Genomic DNA, 15,034 nt, shown 5'->3' with positions numbered 1-15,034 from the left:
ACATCACCCGCCCGGATTGATCGGCCGGTTGAGCGTCCAGTCGAAGGTGCCGGCGTCGCGCTCGCGCACCGCCTGTTTCCAGCCGACCTGCTCTGCCCTCGTCTTGAAGTTGATGCCCTCCGGCGAGTGGCGGGTGATGCCGTCGAAGATGGTGGCGAACATCTGCGTCTGCTTCAGGCCCATGGCCTCGATCGCCTGGTTGACGACGAGCTTCTGCATCATGAGCTGGTTGACCGGCACGGTCGCCATGCGGCCGGCGAGCGCCTCCACCTCGGCGTCGAGGTCGGCGGCCGGCACCGCCTTCAGCACGAGGCCGAGCTTTTCCGCTTCGCGTCCGTCGATCTTGTCGCCGGTGAAGAGCATGCGCTTGGCCTTTTCCGGCCCCAGCCGGTAGACCCACATGGCCGTCGTCGGGCAGCCCCAGACGCGCACCGGCATGTAGCCGATGCGGGCCTCCTCGGCCATGACGATGAGGTCCGAGCACATGGCGATGTCGGAGCCGCCGGCCACCGCGAAGCCATGCACCTTGCAGATCACCGGCCGGTAGGACCGCCACAGCGACATGAACAGCTCGGTGTTCCGCATCATGAAGGCGTAGTCCTTCATGGGGTCCCAGGGCATGTCCTGCGTCGCCTGGCCGTTGCCGTTGCCCTCGGCGTAATAGGTGAGGTCGTAGCCGGCGCAGAAGGCCTCGCCCCTGCCGGAGAGCACGATGACGTGGACGCCGGGATCGCCGTTGGCGCGGGCGACGCAGTCGGCCAGCTCCTGCGGCACCTCGTCGTCGATGGCGTTCATCACCTCGGGCCGGTTGAGGGTGATGCGGCCGATCCGGCCGTCCTTCTCGTAGGTCACCTTCGCCATGCCATCCTCCCCGCTGCGGCCGGTCCTCAGGCGGCGATGCTAGCCGCCGTCCGGCCGCGGGCGGAGTCGGCCGTTGCGCAGGCGGCACCCGTCAGACGAGGGTGATCAACCGGTCGGCGGTGGCGAGATTGCAGGCCATGGGCACGTCGTAGACCACCGCGAGCCGCGTCAGCGCCTTCACGTCCACGTCGTGGGGATGGGGCGAGAGCGGGTCGACCAGGAAGACGAGGAGGTCGATCCGCCCCTCGACGATGAGCGCGCCGATCTGCTGGTCGCCGCCCAGCGGTCCGCTCTTCATCAGGGCGATGTCGAGGTCGGGCATGTCGGCCTTGAGCAGCGAGCCCGTCGTGCCGGTGGCCACCAGCCGGCGGCGGACGAGCCGGTCGTGGTGACTGCGGGCCCAGGCCAGCATGTCCGGCTTCTTCTTGTCGTGGGCGATGAGGGCGATCAGGGGCCTCGTGTCGTCCGTCATGCGATGTCCTTCCGGCGGCCCCGCCCGGTCAGTTCAGGCGGTCGAGCGGTGTGATCTTCAGGGCGGAGATGCGGTTGCGCTGGCGGCGCAGCACCTGGAAGCGGAAGCCGTGGAATGTGAAGGTCTGGCCGCTCTCGGGGATGGAGCGCGCCTCGTGGATGACCAGGCCGGCGATGGTGGTCGCCTCCTCGTCGGGCAGGCGCCAGTCCATGGCGCGGTTGAGGTCGCGCACCGGCACGGAACCGTCGACATTGACCGACCCGTCCGGCTGCGGGCGCACGCCGGTCACCTGTACGTCGTGCTCGTCCTTGATGTCGCCGACGATCTCCTCGATGATGTCCTCGAGGGTCACGAGGCCCATCACCTCCCCATATTCGTCCACCACGAAGGCGAAATGGGTCTTGCGGCGCAGGAAGGCCTTGAGCTGGTCCTGGAGGCTGGTGGAATCCGGCACGAACCAGGCCGGCAGGGCGAGGGCGGCGGGATCGATCCTGGCGAGGTCGCCGTCGGCGGCGGCGAGCGCCCTGAGCAGGTCCTTGCCGTGCAGCACGCCGATGATGTTCTCCGGCGAGTCGCGCCACAGCGGGATGCGGGTATAGGGCGCGGCGAGCACGTCGCGGACGACCTTCTCCGGCGCGTCGCCCGCGTCGATGGTCACCATCTTGGTGCGGTGGACCATGACGTCCTCCACCGTCAGGTCCTTCAGGTCGAGGATGCCGCCGACCATGTCGCGGTCGTGCTTGGCGAACGAACCTTCTTTGTGCATCAGCTCGACCGTGCTGCGCAGCTCCTCGGCGCCGGTCAGCACGTTCTGGTTCTCGTTGATGCGCATGCCGAAGAGCCGGAGAACGACGCGGACCAGGGCCTCCACCGCCACCAGGATCGGGCCGAACAGGGCGACGACCAGCGCCACCGGGCGGGCATAGATGAGCGCCATCCATTCGGGCCGCGAGATGGCGACGGTCTTCGGCAGCACCTCGGAGAAGACGATGAGCAGCACCGACATGACGGCGGTGGCGTAGATCACGCCCTCGGCGCCGAGGACGGCGACGAAGAGCGAGGTCGCGAAGGCGGCGACGCCGGTGTTGACGATGTTGTTGCCGACCAGCATGGCGCCGATGAGCCGCTCGCGGGTGTCGAGCAGGCGGCTGACGATGCCGGCACGCTTGTCGCCCGCCCCTTCGAGCGCCAGCATCCGCGCCTTGGACGCCGCCGACATGGCGGTCTCGGCACTCGAGAAGAAGGCCGACAGCAGCAGGCAGACGGCGATGAGCGCCAGCGCCAGCCAGGGATTGATTGCAAGTTCGTCCATGGTCCTCGTGGGCCGCTCGGGGCCTCGTCCCTGTGGAGATCGGTCCGTGTCCGGTTCTAGACCTAAAGCCTTTCGGCGGGGAGGCAAGGCACGGCCGGCCCGCCTCAGTCTCTCGCGAGCTCCTCCGCCAGGAATTCGCGGACGGCGGCGGGATCGACGTCCCGGGCGATGAAGCTCTCGCCGATGCCGCGGGCGAGGATGAAGGTCAGCTTGCCGCGCGCGACCTTCTTGTCCTGGCCGATGGCGGCCATGAGGCGGTCGACGTCGCCGACGCCGCCGGGAATCTCGGACAGCTCGGTGGGCAGGCCGACGGCCTTCAGGTGGTTTGCCATGCGCACGGCGTCCATCGGTGCGCAGAGGCCGAGCTTCGCGGAGAAGCGGAAGGCCTGGCACATGCCGATGGCGACGCCTTCGCCATGGACGAGGCGGGCGCCGTCGTAAGCCGTGGCGGCCTCCAGCGCGTGGCCGAAGGTGTGGCCGAGATTGAGCAGGGCGCGGTCGCCGGTCTCGGTCTCGTCGCGGGCGACGACGGCGGCCTTGGCGCGGCAGGAGGTGGCGATGGCGTGGACGCGGTCGCGGCCGCCCTGGAAGACGCCGCGCCAGTTCGTCTCCAGCCAGGCGAAGAAGCCGGGATCGTCGATGAGCCCGTACTTCGCCACCTCGGCATAGCCGGCGCGGAACTCGCGGGTGGAGAGGGTGTCGAGCACGTCGGTGTCGGCCAGCACAAGGCCGGGCTGGTAGAAGGCGCCGATCAGGTTCTTGCCGTGGCGCGAATTGATGCCGGTCTTGCCGCCCACGGACGAATCGACCTGGGCGAGCAGGCTCGTCGGCATCTGCACGAAGCCCATGCCGCGGCGCACGATGGCGGCGGCGAACCCTGCAAGGTCGCCCACCACGCCGCCGCCGAGAGCGAGGACGATGTCGCCGCGCTCGAGACGGTGGGCGAGGATCTGGTCCACCACCTCCTCCAGCACGGCGAAGCGCTTGGTGGCTTCGCCCGGCGCGACGGTGATGCGGTGGTGGCGGATGCCGGCGCCGGAAAGGCTCGCCTCCAGCGCCGGGCCGTGGATCTCGCCGACATGGGCGTCGGTGACGATGGCGACGGCGCGGCCGGGAAAGCGTTCGGCGAGCGTCGCCCCAGCGCCGCGGACGAGGCCCGAGCCGATGAGGATGTCGTAGGAGCGCTCGGCGAGGGCGACGGGCACCCGCGTCAGGCCCTGGGGATCGGCGGCAGGGGTCACGGCAGGCGTCACGGCGCGTCTCGTTCGGCGGGCGGCAGGATATGGGCGGCGAGCGCCCGGATGACGTCCTCGACCACGTCCTCGTGGGTCGCCTCGCGGGAGAGGACGGTGAGCGCGGCTTCGGCATAGACGGGATAGCGCTCGTCCATCAGCCGCTTCAGCACCGCCTGTGGGTCGTCGGCCTTGAGCAGCGGCCGGTCGCCGCGCCGCTTGACGCGTTTCATCAAGACGTCGAGGTCGGCCTTGAGCCAGATGGAGATGCCGCGCTCGCGGATGCGGGCGCGGGTGTCGGCGTTCATGTAGGCGCCGCCGCCGGTGGCGAGCACCTGCGGCCCCGCGTCGAGGATGCGGGCGACGACACGGACCTCGCCGGAGCGGAAATAGGCCTCGCCGTGCTTGTCGAAGATCTCGGGGATCGTCAGGTCCGCCGCCTTCTCGATCTCGGTGTCGGCATCGACGAAGGGCAGGCCCAGCCGGTGAGCGAGGCGGCGGCCGATGGAGGACTTGCCGGCGCCCATCAGCCCGACGAGCACGATAGAGCGCCTGCCCAGCGCCTCGCGCAGCCGCTTCACGTCGATGGCGGCCGGAGCCGCCGAGGATACCTCACCCGCCATGACGCCCGTGTCTCACGGATTGGGGCGGCAGGGCAACCGAGCGGATGGGAGGAGATCAGGCCGCCGTTTCGCGCGCCGCGATGGCGTCGGCGATGGCGACGAGCTTGCGCGCCATTTCCGCGTGCAGGCGCTCCACCATGCGGCCCTCCACCTGGATCGCGCCCTTGGCGGCGTTCTCCGGCTGGTCGAAGGCGGCGATGATGGTGCGCGCCCAGGCGACCTCCTTCTCGGCGGGGGAGAAGGCGGCGTTGCAGGGCGCGATCTGGCTCGGATGGATCAGCGTCTTGCCGTCGAAGCCCATGTCGCGCGCCTCGGCGCATTCCCGCGCGAAGCCGGCCTCGTCGGCGATCTCGTTCCAGACGCCGTCGAGGATGGCGAGGCCGTGGGCGCGCGCCGCGGCGAGCGAGGTCATCAGCCAGGCGTTCATCGGCGCCCGTCCCGGCACGATGCGCGCGCCGGTCTCCTTGGCGAGGTCGTTGGTGCCCATGACGAAGCCGGAGAGCCGCGTCGTCCGGTCGGCCGCGGCGGCGGCGATGGCGCCCGCGTTCAGCATGGCGAGCGGCGTCTCCATCATCGCCCAGACGGCGGTGCGCTCCGGCGCGCCGGCCGCCGCGATGGCCTTGCCGGCGGCGAGGAGATCCTCCGGCCGGCTCACCTTGGGCAGGAGGATGACGTCGGCGCCGGAAGGGGCGAGCGCCTTCAGGTCGCCTTCGCCCCAGGCGGTGTCGAGCCCGTTGAGCCGCACCACCACCTCGCGCGGCCCGAAGCCGCCCTCGCGCACCGCTTGCGCCACCTGGCCGCGGGCGATCTCCTTGGCGTCGGGCGCCACCGCGTCCTCGAGGTCGAGGATGACGACGTCGGCGGGCAGCGTGCGGGCCTTCTCGAGCGCGCGGGCGTTGGAGCCGGGCATGTAGAGGACGGAGCGGCGGGGACGGATCGGCATGGCGTTCGGGTCCGGAGGTGGGCTATGTGCGGCAAGGCTAGCTGCATCGCAGCATGCATGCCATCGTCCTTCCGAACGAGACGATAAATCCGAAAGAGACAAGACGCGTGACACACGCTGATGTGCTGATCGTCGGCGGCGGAATCATGGGTTCCTGCACCGCCTATTTCCTCAAGAAAGAGCTCGGCTATGCCGGCACGGTGCGCGTCATCGAGCGCGACCCGACCTATGCGCAGGCCTCCACCACGCTCTCGGCCGCCTCCATCCGCCAGCAGTTCTCGACGCCTGAGAACATCCGCATGAGCCGCTTCGGCATCGAGGTGATCCGCGGCCTGAGGGAGCGCTTCGGCGCCGACGCCGACATCGGCTTCCGCGAGGGCGGCTATCTCATCCTCGCCTCGGAGGGCGGGCGCGCCGTGCTGGAGGCCAACTGGACGACGCAGGTCGCCGAGGGCTCCGACATCCTGCTGCTCGGCCCGGCCGAGTTGAAGGCGCGCTTTCCCTGGCTCTCCACCGAGGACATCGCCCTCGGCGCCTTCGGCCGCACCGGCGAGGGCTGGTTCGACGCCGCCATGCTGCTCGACCTGTTCCGCAAGGCCGCGCGGGATGCCGGCGCGATTTACGAGAAGGGCGACGTCGCCTCCCTCACCCGCGAGGGCGACCGCGTCACCGGCGCGGTGATGCAGGACGGCTCCACGCGCTCCTGCGGCACGCTGGTGCTGGCGGCCGGCGCCTGGGCCGGGCGGCTCGCGGCGGGCATCGACGTGCCGCTTCCCGTGGAACCGCGGAAGCGCACGGTCTTCGTGGTGAAGTGCCCGGAGACCTTCCCCGACATGCCGCTGATCGTCGATCCCTCGGGCGTCTGGATGCGGCCCGAGCGCGACCTCGTCATCGGCGGCTGGGGGCCCGGCGGGGGCGATCCCGACCCGGCAGCCTACGGCGATTTCGAGCCGGCCCACGACGAGTTCGAAGCCCATGTCTGGCCGGCCTGGGCGACGCGCATCCCGGCGATGGAACAGCTCCGCCAGATCCGCGCCTGGGCCGGGCACTACGACTTCAACACCCTCGACCATAACGCCATCATCGGCCCCCATCCGGGCGTCGCCGGCCTGATGTTCGTCAACGGCTTCTCCGGCCACGGCCTGCAGCAGGCCCCCGCTGCCGGCCGGGCCCTGGCAGAACTCATCGTCCACGGCGGCTGGCGCAGCCTCGACCTCTCCGTCTTCGGCTTCGACCGCATCCTGCGGAACGCGCCGGTCCTCGAACTCAACGTGATCTGACCCCGGAGCCTCCCCCATGAAGATCTGCATTTTCGGCGCCGGCGCGGTGGGCGGCAACGCCGCGGCCCGGCTGATCGCGGCGGGCGATTCCGAGGTCTCCATCGTGGCGCGCGGCGCCCATCTCGCCGCCATCCGCGACAAGGGCATCACGCTCCACAGCGAGGGCCAGACGCTGGGCGGCAAGCCCTTCGCCGCCACCGACGATCCCGCGACACTGCCGCCGCAGGACCTGGTGGTGGTGACGCTGAAGGCGCACTCCCTGCCGGCCATCGCGGCGCCGCTGAAGGCGCTTCTCGCGCCCGGCGCCGCCGCCCTGTTCTTCACCAACGGCGTGCCGTGGTGGTGGAACCACGGCATCGACGAGGAAGGCGGCTCGCTCCCCCTCCTCGACCCCGAGGGCAAGCTGTGGCGCGAGCTCGGGCCCGAGAGCGTGCTCGGTGGCGTCGTCTATTCCGCCAATGCGGTGACCGAGCCCGGCCTCATCACCCATTCGGCCGGCAACCGCTGGATCATCGGAGAGCCCACCGGCGACGCCTCGCCCCGCGCCGACGCCGCGGCGGATGTCTTCCGCAAGGCCGGGCTCAACGGCGAGGTCTCCACCGACATCCGCAAGGCCATGTGGGAGAAGCTCGTCCTCAACATCGCCGCCAACCCGCTCTGCGCGCTCACCCGCCTGCCGCTCGGCCGCTGGCACGAGGTTCCGGCCATCGCCGATCTCGGCGTCACGCTGATCCGCGAGCTGCTCGAAGTGGCGAAGTCCCTCGGCTGGGACCTGACCCACACCGTCGACCCCGCGGCTTCCGTGCCGGCGAAGCCCGGACGTCCCGGCGGCCGGCCCTCCATGCTGCAGGACGCGGAAGCAGGCCGGCCCATGGAGGTCGAGGCCATCGTCGGCCAGTTGCAGGCCTTCGGCCGGGAGAACGGCGTCGCCACGCCGGCCATCGACGTGGTGCTGCCGCTGCTGCGCGCCCTCGACGCGTCGAGCCGCGAGGCGATGAAGATCTAACGGCCGGCGCGGGCGCATTCCAGCAATCCGCCGGCGCTCTCCCATCCACCCTGTCCAGGCGCTAGCCTTTCCGCCTCGCCTGCAGTCCGGAGCCCGTCCATGCCCATCGTCAACCGCATCTCCGCCCTCCACGAGGAGGTCACCGCCTGGCGCCGCGACATCCACGAACATCCGGAGCTGCAATTCGAGGTGCACCGCACCGCCGGCATCGTCGCCGACAAGCTGCGCGAGTTCGGCTGCGACGAGGTCGTGCCGGGCATCGGCCGCACCGGCGTCGTCGGCATCATCCGCGGCAGGACGAACAGGTCGGCCAACGTGGTGGGCCTGCGCGCCGACATGGACGCGCTGCCGCTGACCGAGATCACCGGCCTGCCCCACGCCTCCAAGGTGCCGGGGAAGATGCACGCCTGCGGCCACGACGGCCACACCGCCATGCTGCTGGGCGCGGCGAAGTACCTCGCCGAGACGCGCAATTTCGACGGCACCGTCGCCGTCATCTTCCAGCCGGCGGAGGAGGGCGAGAAGGGCGGCGAGGCCATGGTCCTCGACGGCATGATGGAGCGATTCGGCATCCAGGAGGTCTACGGCATGCACAATGCGCCGGGCCTGCCCGTCGGCCAGTTCGCCATTCGTCCGGGCCCGATGCTGGCGGCGGTGGACAATTTCCGCATCCATGTCGAGGGCAAGGGCGGCCATGCGGCGCGCCCGCATCAGTCCATCGACACGATCCTCGTCGCCTCGCACATCGTCGCGGCGGTGCAGTCCATCGTCGCCCGCAACGTCGACCCCCTGAAGAGCGCGGTGATCTCCATCTGCGCCTTCAACGCCGGCTTCACCAACAACGTCATTCCGCAGACGGCGGAGCTGCGCGGCACGGTGCGCACCCACGACGCGGAGGTGCGGGACTTCATCGAGGTGCGGCTCCGCGAGGTGGCGGAGCGGACCGCCGCCGTCTTCGGCGCCACCGCCACGGTGGAGCACGAGCGCGTTGTGCCGGCCACCGTCAACGATCCCGCCCACACGCCCCATGCGGTGGCCGCCGCGGCGGCGGTGGTGGGCGAGAAGGCGGTGAACGACGACGCGCCGCAGATCATGGGCGGCGAGGACTTCTCCTACATGCTCCAGGCCCGCCCCGGCGCCTTCATCATGATCGGCCAGGGCGACACGGCCTCGGTCCACCATCCGGCTTACGACTTCAACGACGAGATCATCCCGATCGGCATGAGCTACTGGGCCAAGCTCGTCGAGACCCGCATGCCGGCCTGAGGGCGCGGCGCCGGCCTATTCCCCCGGCGCCTTCGTCTCCATGGCGAGGGCGTGGACGCGGCCCTTCAGCTCGGCGTCGAGGGTCTGGTTGACCATCCGGTGGCGCTCCACCCGCGACTTGCCGGCGAAGGCCGCCGAGACGAGCCTGACGCGGAAATGGGTCTCGCCGCCCTCGCGCCAGCCGCCGTGGCCCTCGTGGTGGTGGCTCTCGTCGATCACCTCCAGCGCCGTGGGGGCGAAGGCGGCGGTGAGCTTCTCGGTGATGGTGTCGCGAACGGTCATGGTCGTCTCCCGATCCGCCATATCGGCCGGCGGGCCCGGCACCGCAAGCCCGGCGGGCGATGCTCAGCCCCGCCGTTCCAGCGCCGCGAAGGTCTCGCGCAGGATGTCGCCGACGGGCCGGGCGCCGCCCTCGCGGCCGAAGGCCTCCAGAGACAGACGAAGGGCGCCGATCGCCATCATCGCGACGAGGCGCAGCGACGGCTCGCGCTCGGGCGCGGGCCATTTCTCGCGCATGACGGCGAACAGCGTGCGCTCGTGAGCGACATAGCTCGCGAGCTTGCGCGCCTGCACTGCCGGGTTCGACCGCATGAGACGGTCGATGGCGATCATCTCCCCGGCGGGGTAGCGCGCCAGTTCCGCGACGATGGCGTCGCGCACCGCCTCCAGCGGGTCCTTGTCGTCGGGCTCGGCGAGAACCCGCGCAGCGAGCCGGTCCCCCGTCTCGCTCTCGAGCGACAGCAGGATGTCGTCCTTGGAGGCGAAGTAGTTGAACACCGTCCGTCGCGAAATGCCGGCCGCCGCGGCGATCTCGTCCAGCGTCGTCGCGTCGTAGCCCTGGCGGATGAACAGACCGACGGCGGTTTCGACGATCCGCTTCGCGGTCTCGCGACGCTTGCGCTCCCGAAGGCCGGGCGCGCCGTCCCCATCGCCCATTGAAATTTGCCCTTGATGCAAGATTGCACTTGGTGCATATATTTTTGCACCAAGTGCAGTTTTACGGAAGGATGACGGGATGGCAAGGTGGACCACGGCGGACATGCCCGCCCAGCACGGCCGCAAGGCGCTGGTGACGGGCACGGGCGGGCTCGGCTTCGAGACGGCTCTCGCTCTCTCCAGAGCCGGTGCCGACGTGGTGATCGCCGGCCGGAACGGAGCGAAGGGCGCCGAGGCCGTCGCGGCGATACGGAGCGCGCTGCCCTCCGCGGCGATTCGGTTCGAGCGGGTCGATCTCGCGAGCCTTGCCTCCGTCGCCGATTTCGCCCGGCGCTTCGTCGGCCGGGAGGAGCGGCTCGATCTCCTCGTCAACAATGCCGGCGTCATGGTGCCGCCGCAGCGGCAGGTGACGGTCGACGGTTTCGAACTTCAGCTCGCCACGAACCATCTCGGCCATTTCGCCCTGACGGCCGGGCTGATGCCGCTGCTCAGGCGCGGCCGCGAGGCGCGCGTGGTGTCCCTGTCGAGCATCGCGGCGCGACAGGGCGCGATCGCCTTCGACGACCTCAACGCCGAGCGCTCCTATCGCCCGATGCAGGCCTACGGCCAGTCCAAGCTCGCCTGCCTGATGTTCGCCCTCGAGTTCGAGCGGCGCAGCCGGGCGGGCGGATGGGGTATCGCCGGCATCGCCGCCCATCCCGGCGTCGCCCGCACGGACCTCCTGCACAACGCACCGGGGCGGCACAGCCCCATGGGCCTCGCGCGCAGCCTGCTCTGGTTCCTGTTCCAGCCGGCCGCGCAGGGCGCCCTGCCGACCCTCTATGCCGCCACGTCGCCCGCGGCGACCGGCGGCGGCTATTACGGCCCGGACCGGCTGAACGAAACCAGAGGCCATCCGACCGCGGCGACCCTTCCGCCGCCGGCGCTGGACGAGGAGGCTGCCGCCCGGCTCTGGACCGTGTCGGAGGACCTGACGGGGACGAGGTTCTGACGCGGCTTCCGCAAGCCCGCGGCCCGCTCGGCCGCCTTGCCGGGAGTGTCACCCCTCTGATACATCCCGGCCAACGAGCCGTGAGGGGGAAACCCATGCAGAAGTTCACCGTCCTGACCGGGGTCGCCGCGCCCATGCGCACGATCAACGTCGACACCGACATGATCATCCCCAAGCAGTACCTGAAGACCATCAAGCGCACCGGCCTCGGCAAGGGGCTGTTCTCCGAGGCGCGCTACAAAGACGACGGGTCGGAGAACCCGGATTTCGTGCTCAACAAGCCGGCCTACCGCAACGCCCAGATCCTCGTCGCCGGCGACAATTTCGGCTGCGGCTCGTCGCGCGAGCACGCCCCCTGGGCGCTGCTCGATTTCGGCATCCGCTGCGTGATCTCCACCAGCTTCGCCGACATCTTCTACAACAACTGCTTCAAGAACGGCGTGCTGCCGATCAAGGTCTCGCCGGAGGACCTCGAAAAGCTGTTCGAGGACGCCGATCGCGGCTCCAACGCGACGCTCACCGTCGATCTCGAGGCGCAGGAAATCCGCGGCCCCGACGGCGGCACGATCACCTTCGACATCGACCCGTTCCGCAAGCACTGCCTGCTCAACGGCCTCGACGACATCGGCCTGACCATGGTCAAGGAGAAGTCGATCGACAGCTTCGAGAAGACGGTGTCGACGGCGCGTCCCTGGCTCTGAGGCAGGGCGAGGGCTCGAAGTCGTCATGCCCGGGACAAGCCCGGGCATGACGTGCTGAGGTTCGCGCGGGTCCCCCGACGAGCCGACGGTCCACCGAACCACCATCACGAGGACACCGCCATGGAACGCCGCCTGATCTCCACGGGCTCCCCCTTCGAGAAGACGGCCGGCTATTCCCGCGCCGTGGTCCAGGGCGGCTTCGTCTTCGTCGCCGGCACCACCGGCTACGACTACGCCACCATGACGCTGCCGGCCTCGGTGGAGGAGCAGACGCGCAACTGCTTCAAGACCATCGCTGCGACGCTGAAGGAGGCCGGCACCTCCATGGCGAACGTCGTGCGCGCCACCTACTACATCACCGACGCCGCCGATGCCGAGACGGTCTTCCCGATCTTCGGCGAGGTCTTCGGCGACATCCGCCCGGCCTCGACGCTCCTCGTCGTCGCCGGCCTGTTCAAGCCCGAGATGAAGGTCGAGATCGAGGTCACCGCCGCCCTGCCGGGCGGGGCCACCGACACCCTCTTCTCCTGACGCCGCCACCGGCCGGACCTGCCATGACCGATCCCACCCTGCCGAGCCTTGCCGACCTGCGCGGCGAGATCGACCGCATCGACGCCGCCATGCACGGCCTCCTGATGGAGCGCGGCCAGATCATCGAGCGGCTGATCGAGGTGAAGAAGACCGCCGAGACCGGCTCCGCCTTCCGCCCGGCGCGCGAGGCCGACGTCGTCCGCCGCCTCGTCGACAACCACAAGGGCCGCCTGCCGGTGGAGCTCGTGGTGCAGATCTGGCGGCAGATCATCTCCACCTTCACCTATGTCCAGTCGCCGCACTCCGTGCACGTGGTCATGGGGCCGGAGCAGGAGAACGCCCGCGAGCTCGCCCGCTTCCATTTCGGCTTCGGCGTGCCGCTGGTGAAGCACTCGAGCCCGGCCTCCGTCGTCGCCGCCATCGCCCGCGACCGCGGCGATCTCGGCCTCATCGGCCTCGGCCCCGCCCGCGAGCCCTGGTGGGAGAAGCTCGGCGGCTCCGGCCAGCCCATCGCCATGGCCACCGCCCCGGCCATCGCCCGCGCCGCCAGCCCGCGCCCGCCGCAGGCCCTCGTCATCGGCCATCCCTCCATCGACACGGCGGGCCTCGACACCCGCCTCGTCGCGGTGACCCTCGCCGGCCGCCCGGCCGTGGAGGTCGACGCCGTGCTGGCGAGCGCCGACGAGGGCGGCCGCCATCACCTCCTCGCCTGGGGCCCGCGCGAGGCCTCCGAGGCCGAGATCGCGCAGGACGCGGCTTCGGGCATGGCTGTTGAAGCCGCCCGCACGGTCGGCTACACCGCAAGGCCGATCGCCGCCTGACGGCGATGGCAGGCCAGCCCTTCCTTTCCGGTGCCGACATGACCCTCGAAGCCACGCGTCCCGTTCCCCGTCCCGGTGTGATGGCGATCGACGCCTATGTGCCCGGCAAGTCCGGCGCGCCCGGCGTCGCCAAGGTCTACAAGCTCTCCTCGAACGAGACGCCGCTCGGCGCCAGCCCCAAGGCCATCGAGGCCTACGGCAAGCTCGCCAGCAAGCTGGAGCTCTATCCCGAGGGCTCCTCGGCCGAGCTGCGCGAGGCCATCGCCAAGCTCTACGGCCTCGACGCCGACCGCATCCTCTGCGGCTCGGGCTCGGACGAGCTCCTGTCGCTGCTGACCAACGCCTATCTCGGGCCCGGCGACGAGGGCGTGTTCACCGAGCACGGCTTCCTCGTCTACAAGATCGCGATCCTCGCGGCCGGCGGCACGCCCGTCGTGGTCAAGGAGAAGAACCTCACGGCCGACGTCGACGCCATCCTGGCGGCGGTGACGGAAAAGACGAAGATCGTCTATCTCGCCAATCCCAACAATCCGACCGGCACCTACCTCCCCTTCGACGAGGTGAAGCGCCTGCACGCCGGCCTGCCGAAGTCGGTGCTGCTGATCCTCGACGCGGCCTATGCCGAGTATGTCCGGCGCAACGACTACGAGAGCGGCCTGGAACTGGTGGCGTCGAACGAGAACGTCGTGATGACGCGCACCTTCTCGAAGATCTACGGCCTCGCCGCGCTGCGCATCGGCTGGATGGTCGGCCCCGCCCATCTCATCGACGCGGTGAACCGCATCCGCGGGCCCTTCAACGTCAATGCCGCGGCGATCGCCGCCGGTGCCGCCGCCATCGCAGACCAGGCCTTCGTCCAGAAGGCCATCGATCACAACGAGACCTGGCTGCCCTGGGTCACCGCGGAGATCGAGAAGCTCGGCCTGAAGGTCACGCCCTCGGTCGGCAATTTCCTGCTGATCCACTTCCCGAAGGATGCCGGCAAGACGGCGGCCGATGCCGACGCCTATCTCGTCTCGAAGGGCCTGGTGCTGCGCCGCGTCGCCGCCTATGGCCTGCCCGACGCGCTGCGCCTCACCATCGGCGACGAGGAGGCCAACCGCCATCTCGTGGCGACCCTCGCCGAGTTCATGAAGCGGTGACCGGCCAGCCTCTCTTCGGCAAGGTCGCGCTGATCGGCATCGGGCTCATCGGCTCGTCCATCGCGCGCGCCCTGCGCAACGTGCCGCTTGCCGGCACGGTCGTCGCCGCCGACCGCTCCGAGGCGGTCATCGCGCGCGTGCGCGAACTCGCCATCGCCGACGATGCGACCACCGACATGGCCGCCGCCGTGACGGACGCCGATCTCGTCATCGCCTGCGTGCCCGTCGGCGCCATGGGGGCGGTGGCCGAGGCCGTCGGCCCGCATCTGAAGCCAGGGGCCATCGTCTCCGACGTCGGCTCCACCAAGGGCTCGATCGTGGCGCAGATGGCGCCGCACATGCCGGCGGGCGTGCACCTGATCCCCGCCCACCCCGTGGCCGGCACGGAGCATTCGGGACCCGATTCCGGCTTCCCCGAGCTCTTCCACGGCCGCTGGTGCATCCTCACCCCCGTGCCGGGCACCGACCCGGAAGCCGTCGAGCGCCTCGCCGCCTTCTGGCAGGGGCTCGGCTCGAAGACCGAGGTGATGGCGCCCGACCACCACGACCTGGTGCTGGCCATCACCAGCCACGTGCCGCATCTCATCGCCTACAACATCGTCGGCACCGCCTCGGACCTGGAAAAGGTCACCGAGAGCGAGGTCATCAAGTTCTCGGCCGGCGGCTTCCGCGACTTCACCCGCATCGCCGCCTCCGACCCGACCATGTGGCGCGACGTCTTCCTCCACAACAAGGAGGCGGTGCTCGAGGTGCTCGGCCGCTTCACCGAGGACCTCATCGCCCTCCAGCGCAACATCCGCTGGGGCCAGGGCGACCAGCTCTTCGACCTCTTCACCCGCACCCGCGCCATCCGCCGCTCGATCATCGACCAGCGGCAGGACACGGCCGATCCGGACTTCGGCCGGAACAGGAAGTGA

Annotated in this window: 17 protein-coding genes; 9 read left to right on the top strand and 8 right to left on the bottom strand. The window is 70.1% G+C overall.

The genetic code is table 11. The annotated features are described in order from the left end of the window. Positions 1–3 precede the first annotated feature (3 nt). The 6 genes from C6569_RS21060 to C6569_RS21035 form a co-directional block, all read right to left on the bottom strand. Positions 4–861 carry a crotonase/enoyl-CoA hydratase family protein gene (locus C6569_RS21060; RefSeq protein WP_106750702.1) on the bottom strand — a complete coding sequence of 286 codons (858 nt, stop codon included), beginning with the start codon at positions 859–861 and terminating at the stop codon, positions 4–6. 91 nt (positions 862–952) lie between these two features. Further along, complete coding sequence (locus C6569_RS21055; protein WP_106750701.1) at positions 953–1,333, bottom strand: methylglyoxal synthase; 381 nt, start codon at positions 1,331–1,333, stop codon at positions 953–955. A gap of 28 nt (positions 1,334–1,361) precedes the next feature. Further along, positions 1,362–2,645, bottom strand: a complete 1,284-nt coding sequence (locus C6569_RS21050; protein WP_106750700.1) for an HlyC/CorC family transporter — start codon at positions 2,643–2,645, stop codon at positions 1,362–1,364. Between the two features lie 104 nt (positions 2,646–2,749). Beyond that, complete coding sequence (aroB, locus tag C6569_RS21045; protein WP_106751180.1) at positions 2,750–3,886, bottom strand: 3-dehydroquinate synthase; 1,137 nt, start codon at positions 3,884–3,886, stop codon at positions 2,750–2,752. Positions 3,887–3,894: 8 nt separating this feature from the next. After that, entirely contained in the window at positions 3,895–4,500 is a 606-nt protein-coding gene (locus tag C6569_RS21040) for a shikimate kinase (RefSeq protein WP_106750699.1), read from the bottom strand. Between the two features lie 55 nt (positions 4,501–4,555). Beyond that, on the bottom strand, positions 4,556–5,443 hold the full coding sequence (locus tag C6569_RS21035) for an HpcH/HpaI aldolase/citrate lyase family protein (RefSeq protein WP_106750698.1): 888 nt from the start codon (positions 5,441–5,443) through the stop codon (positions 4,556–4,558). 146 nt (positions 5,444–5,589) lie between these two features. Between C6569_RS21035 and C6569_RS21030 the strand changes: the two genes are divergently transcribed. The 3 genes from C6569_RS21030 (at position 5,590) to C6569_RS21020 (ending at position 8,995) form a co-directional block, all read left to right on the top strand. Further along, positions 5,590–6,723, top strand: a complete 1,134-nt coding sequence (locus tag C6569_RS21030) for an NAD(P)/FAD-dependent oxidoreductase (RefSeq protein ID WP_245898369.1) — start codon at positions 5,590–5,592, stop codon at positions 6,721–6,723. A 16-nt stretch (positions 6,724–6,739) separates the two neighbouring features. Beyond that, the gene (locus C6569_RS21025) at positions 6,740–7,729 is read left to right on the top strand and encodes a ketopantoate reductase family protein (RefSeq protein WP_106750696.1); all 990 of its coding nucleotides are present in this window, start codon (positions 6,740–6,742) and stop codon (positions 7,727–7,729) included. A gap of 99 nt (positions 7,730–7,828) precedes the next feature. Further along, the gene (locus C6569_RS21020; RefSeq protein WP_106750695.1) at positions 7,829–8,995 is read left to right on the top strand and encodes a M20 aminoacylase family protein; all 1,167 of its coding nucleotides are present in this window, start codon (positions 7,829–7,831) and stop codon (positions 8,993–8,995) included. A 15-nt stretch (positions 8,996–9,010) separates the two neighbouring features. Here C6569_RS21020 and C6569_RS21015 read toward each other — a convergent pair whose 3' ends face one another. Then, positions 9,011–9,277: a BolA family protein gene (locus C6569_RS21015; protein WP_106750694.1), complete on the bottom strand. Its 267-nt coding sequence runs from the start codon at positions 9,275–9,277 to the stop codon at positions 9,011–9,013. 63 nt (positions 9,278–9,340) lie between these two features. Continuing rightward, positions 9,341–9,931 carry a TetR/AcrR family transcriptional regulator gene (locus tag C6569_RS21010; RefSeq protein WP_106750693.1) on the bottom strand — a complete coding sequence of 197 codons (591 nt, stop codon included), beginning with the start codon at positions 9,929–9,931 and terminating at the stop codon, positions 9,341–9,343. A gap of 79 nt (positions 9,932–10,010) precedes the next feature. On the opposite strand from C6569_RS21010, the gene C6569_RS21005 reads away from it, so the two are divergent. From C6569_RS21005 to C6569_RS20980, 6 genes are all read left to right on the top strand, one after another. Continuing rightward, positions 10,011–10,922 (top strand): SDR family oxidoreductase, encoded by a 912-nt coding sequence (locus tag C6569_RS21005; RefSeq protein ID WP_106750692.1) that lies wholly within the window; start codon positions 10,011–10,013, stop codon positions 10,920–10,922. Positions 10,923–11,017: 95 nt separating this feature from the next. After that, positions 11,018–11,623 (top strand): 3-isopropylmalate dehydratase small subunit, encoded by a 606-nt coding sequence (gene leuD / locus C6569_RS21000; RefSeq protein WP_106750691.1) that lies wholly within the window; start codon positions 11,018–11,020, stop codon positions 11,621–11,623. 120 nt (positions 11,624–11,743) lie between these two features. Continuing rightward, positions 11,744–12,154, top strand: a complete 411-nt coding sequence (locus tag C6569_RS20995; protein ID WP_106750690.1) for a RidA family protein — start codon at positions 11,744–11,746, stop codon at positions 12,152–12,154. Positions 12,155–12,177: 23 nt separating this feature from the next. Beyond that, positions 12,178–12,975: a chorismate mutase gene (locus C6569_RS22455; RefSeq protein WP_106750689.1), complete on the top strand. Its 798-nt coding sequence runs from the start codon at positions 12,178–12,180 to the stop codon at positions 12,973–12,975. Positions 12,976–13,013: 38 nt separating this feature from the next. Further along, the gene (gene hisC / locus C6569_RS20985) at positions 13,014–14,117 is read left to right on the top strand and encodes a histidinol-phosphate transaminase (RefSeq protein WP_106751179.1); all 1,104 of its coding nucleotides are present in this window, start codon (positions 13,014–13,016) and stop codon (positions 14,115–14,117) included. After that, positions 14,114–15,034, top strand: coding sequence for a prephenate/arogenate dehydrogenase family protein (locus tag C6569_RS20980; protein WP_106750688.1), 921 nt, complete (start codon positions 14,114–14,116; stop codon positions 15,032–15,034). The genes hisC and C6569_RS20980 overlap by 4 nt, the downstream gene beginning before the upstream one ends.

The sequence above is a fragment of the Phreatobacter cathodiphilus genome (assembly GCF_003008515.1).
Classification (GTDB): Bacteria; Pseudomonadota; Alphaproteobacteria; order Rhizobiales; family Phreatobacteraceae; genus Phreatobacter; species Phreatobacter cathodiphilus.
Note: the sequence above shows the minus strand (reverse complement) of the source record. Positions and strands in the feature narration are given on the sequence as shown.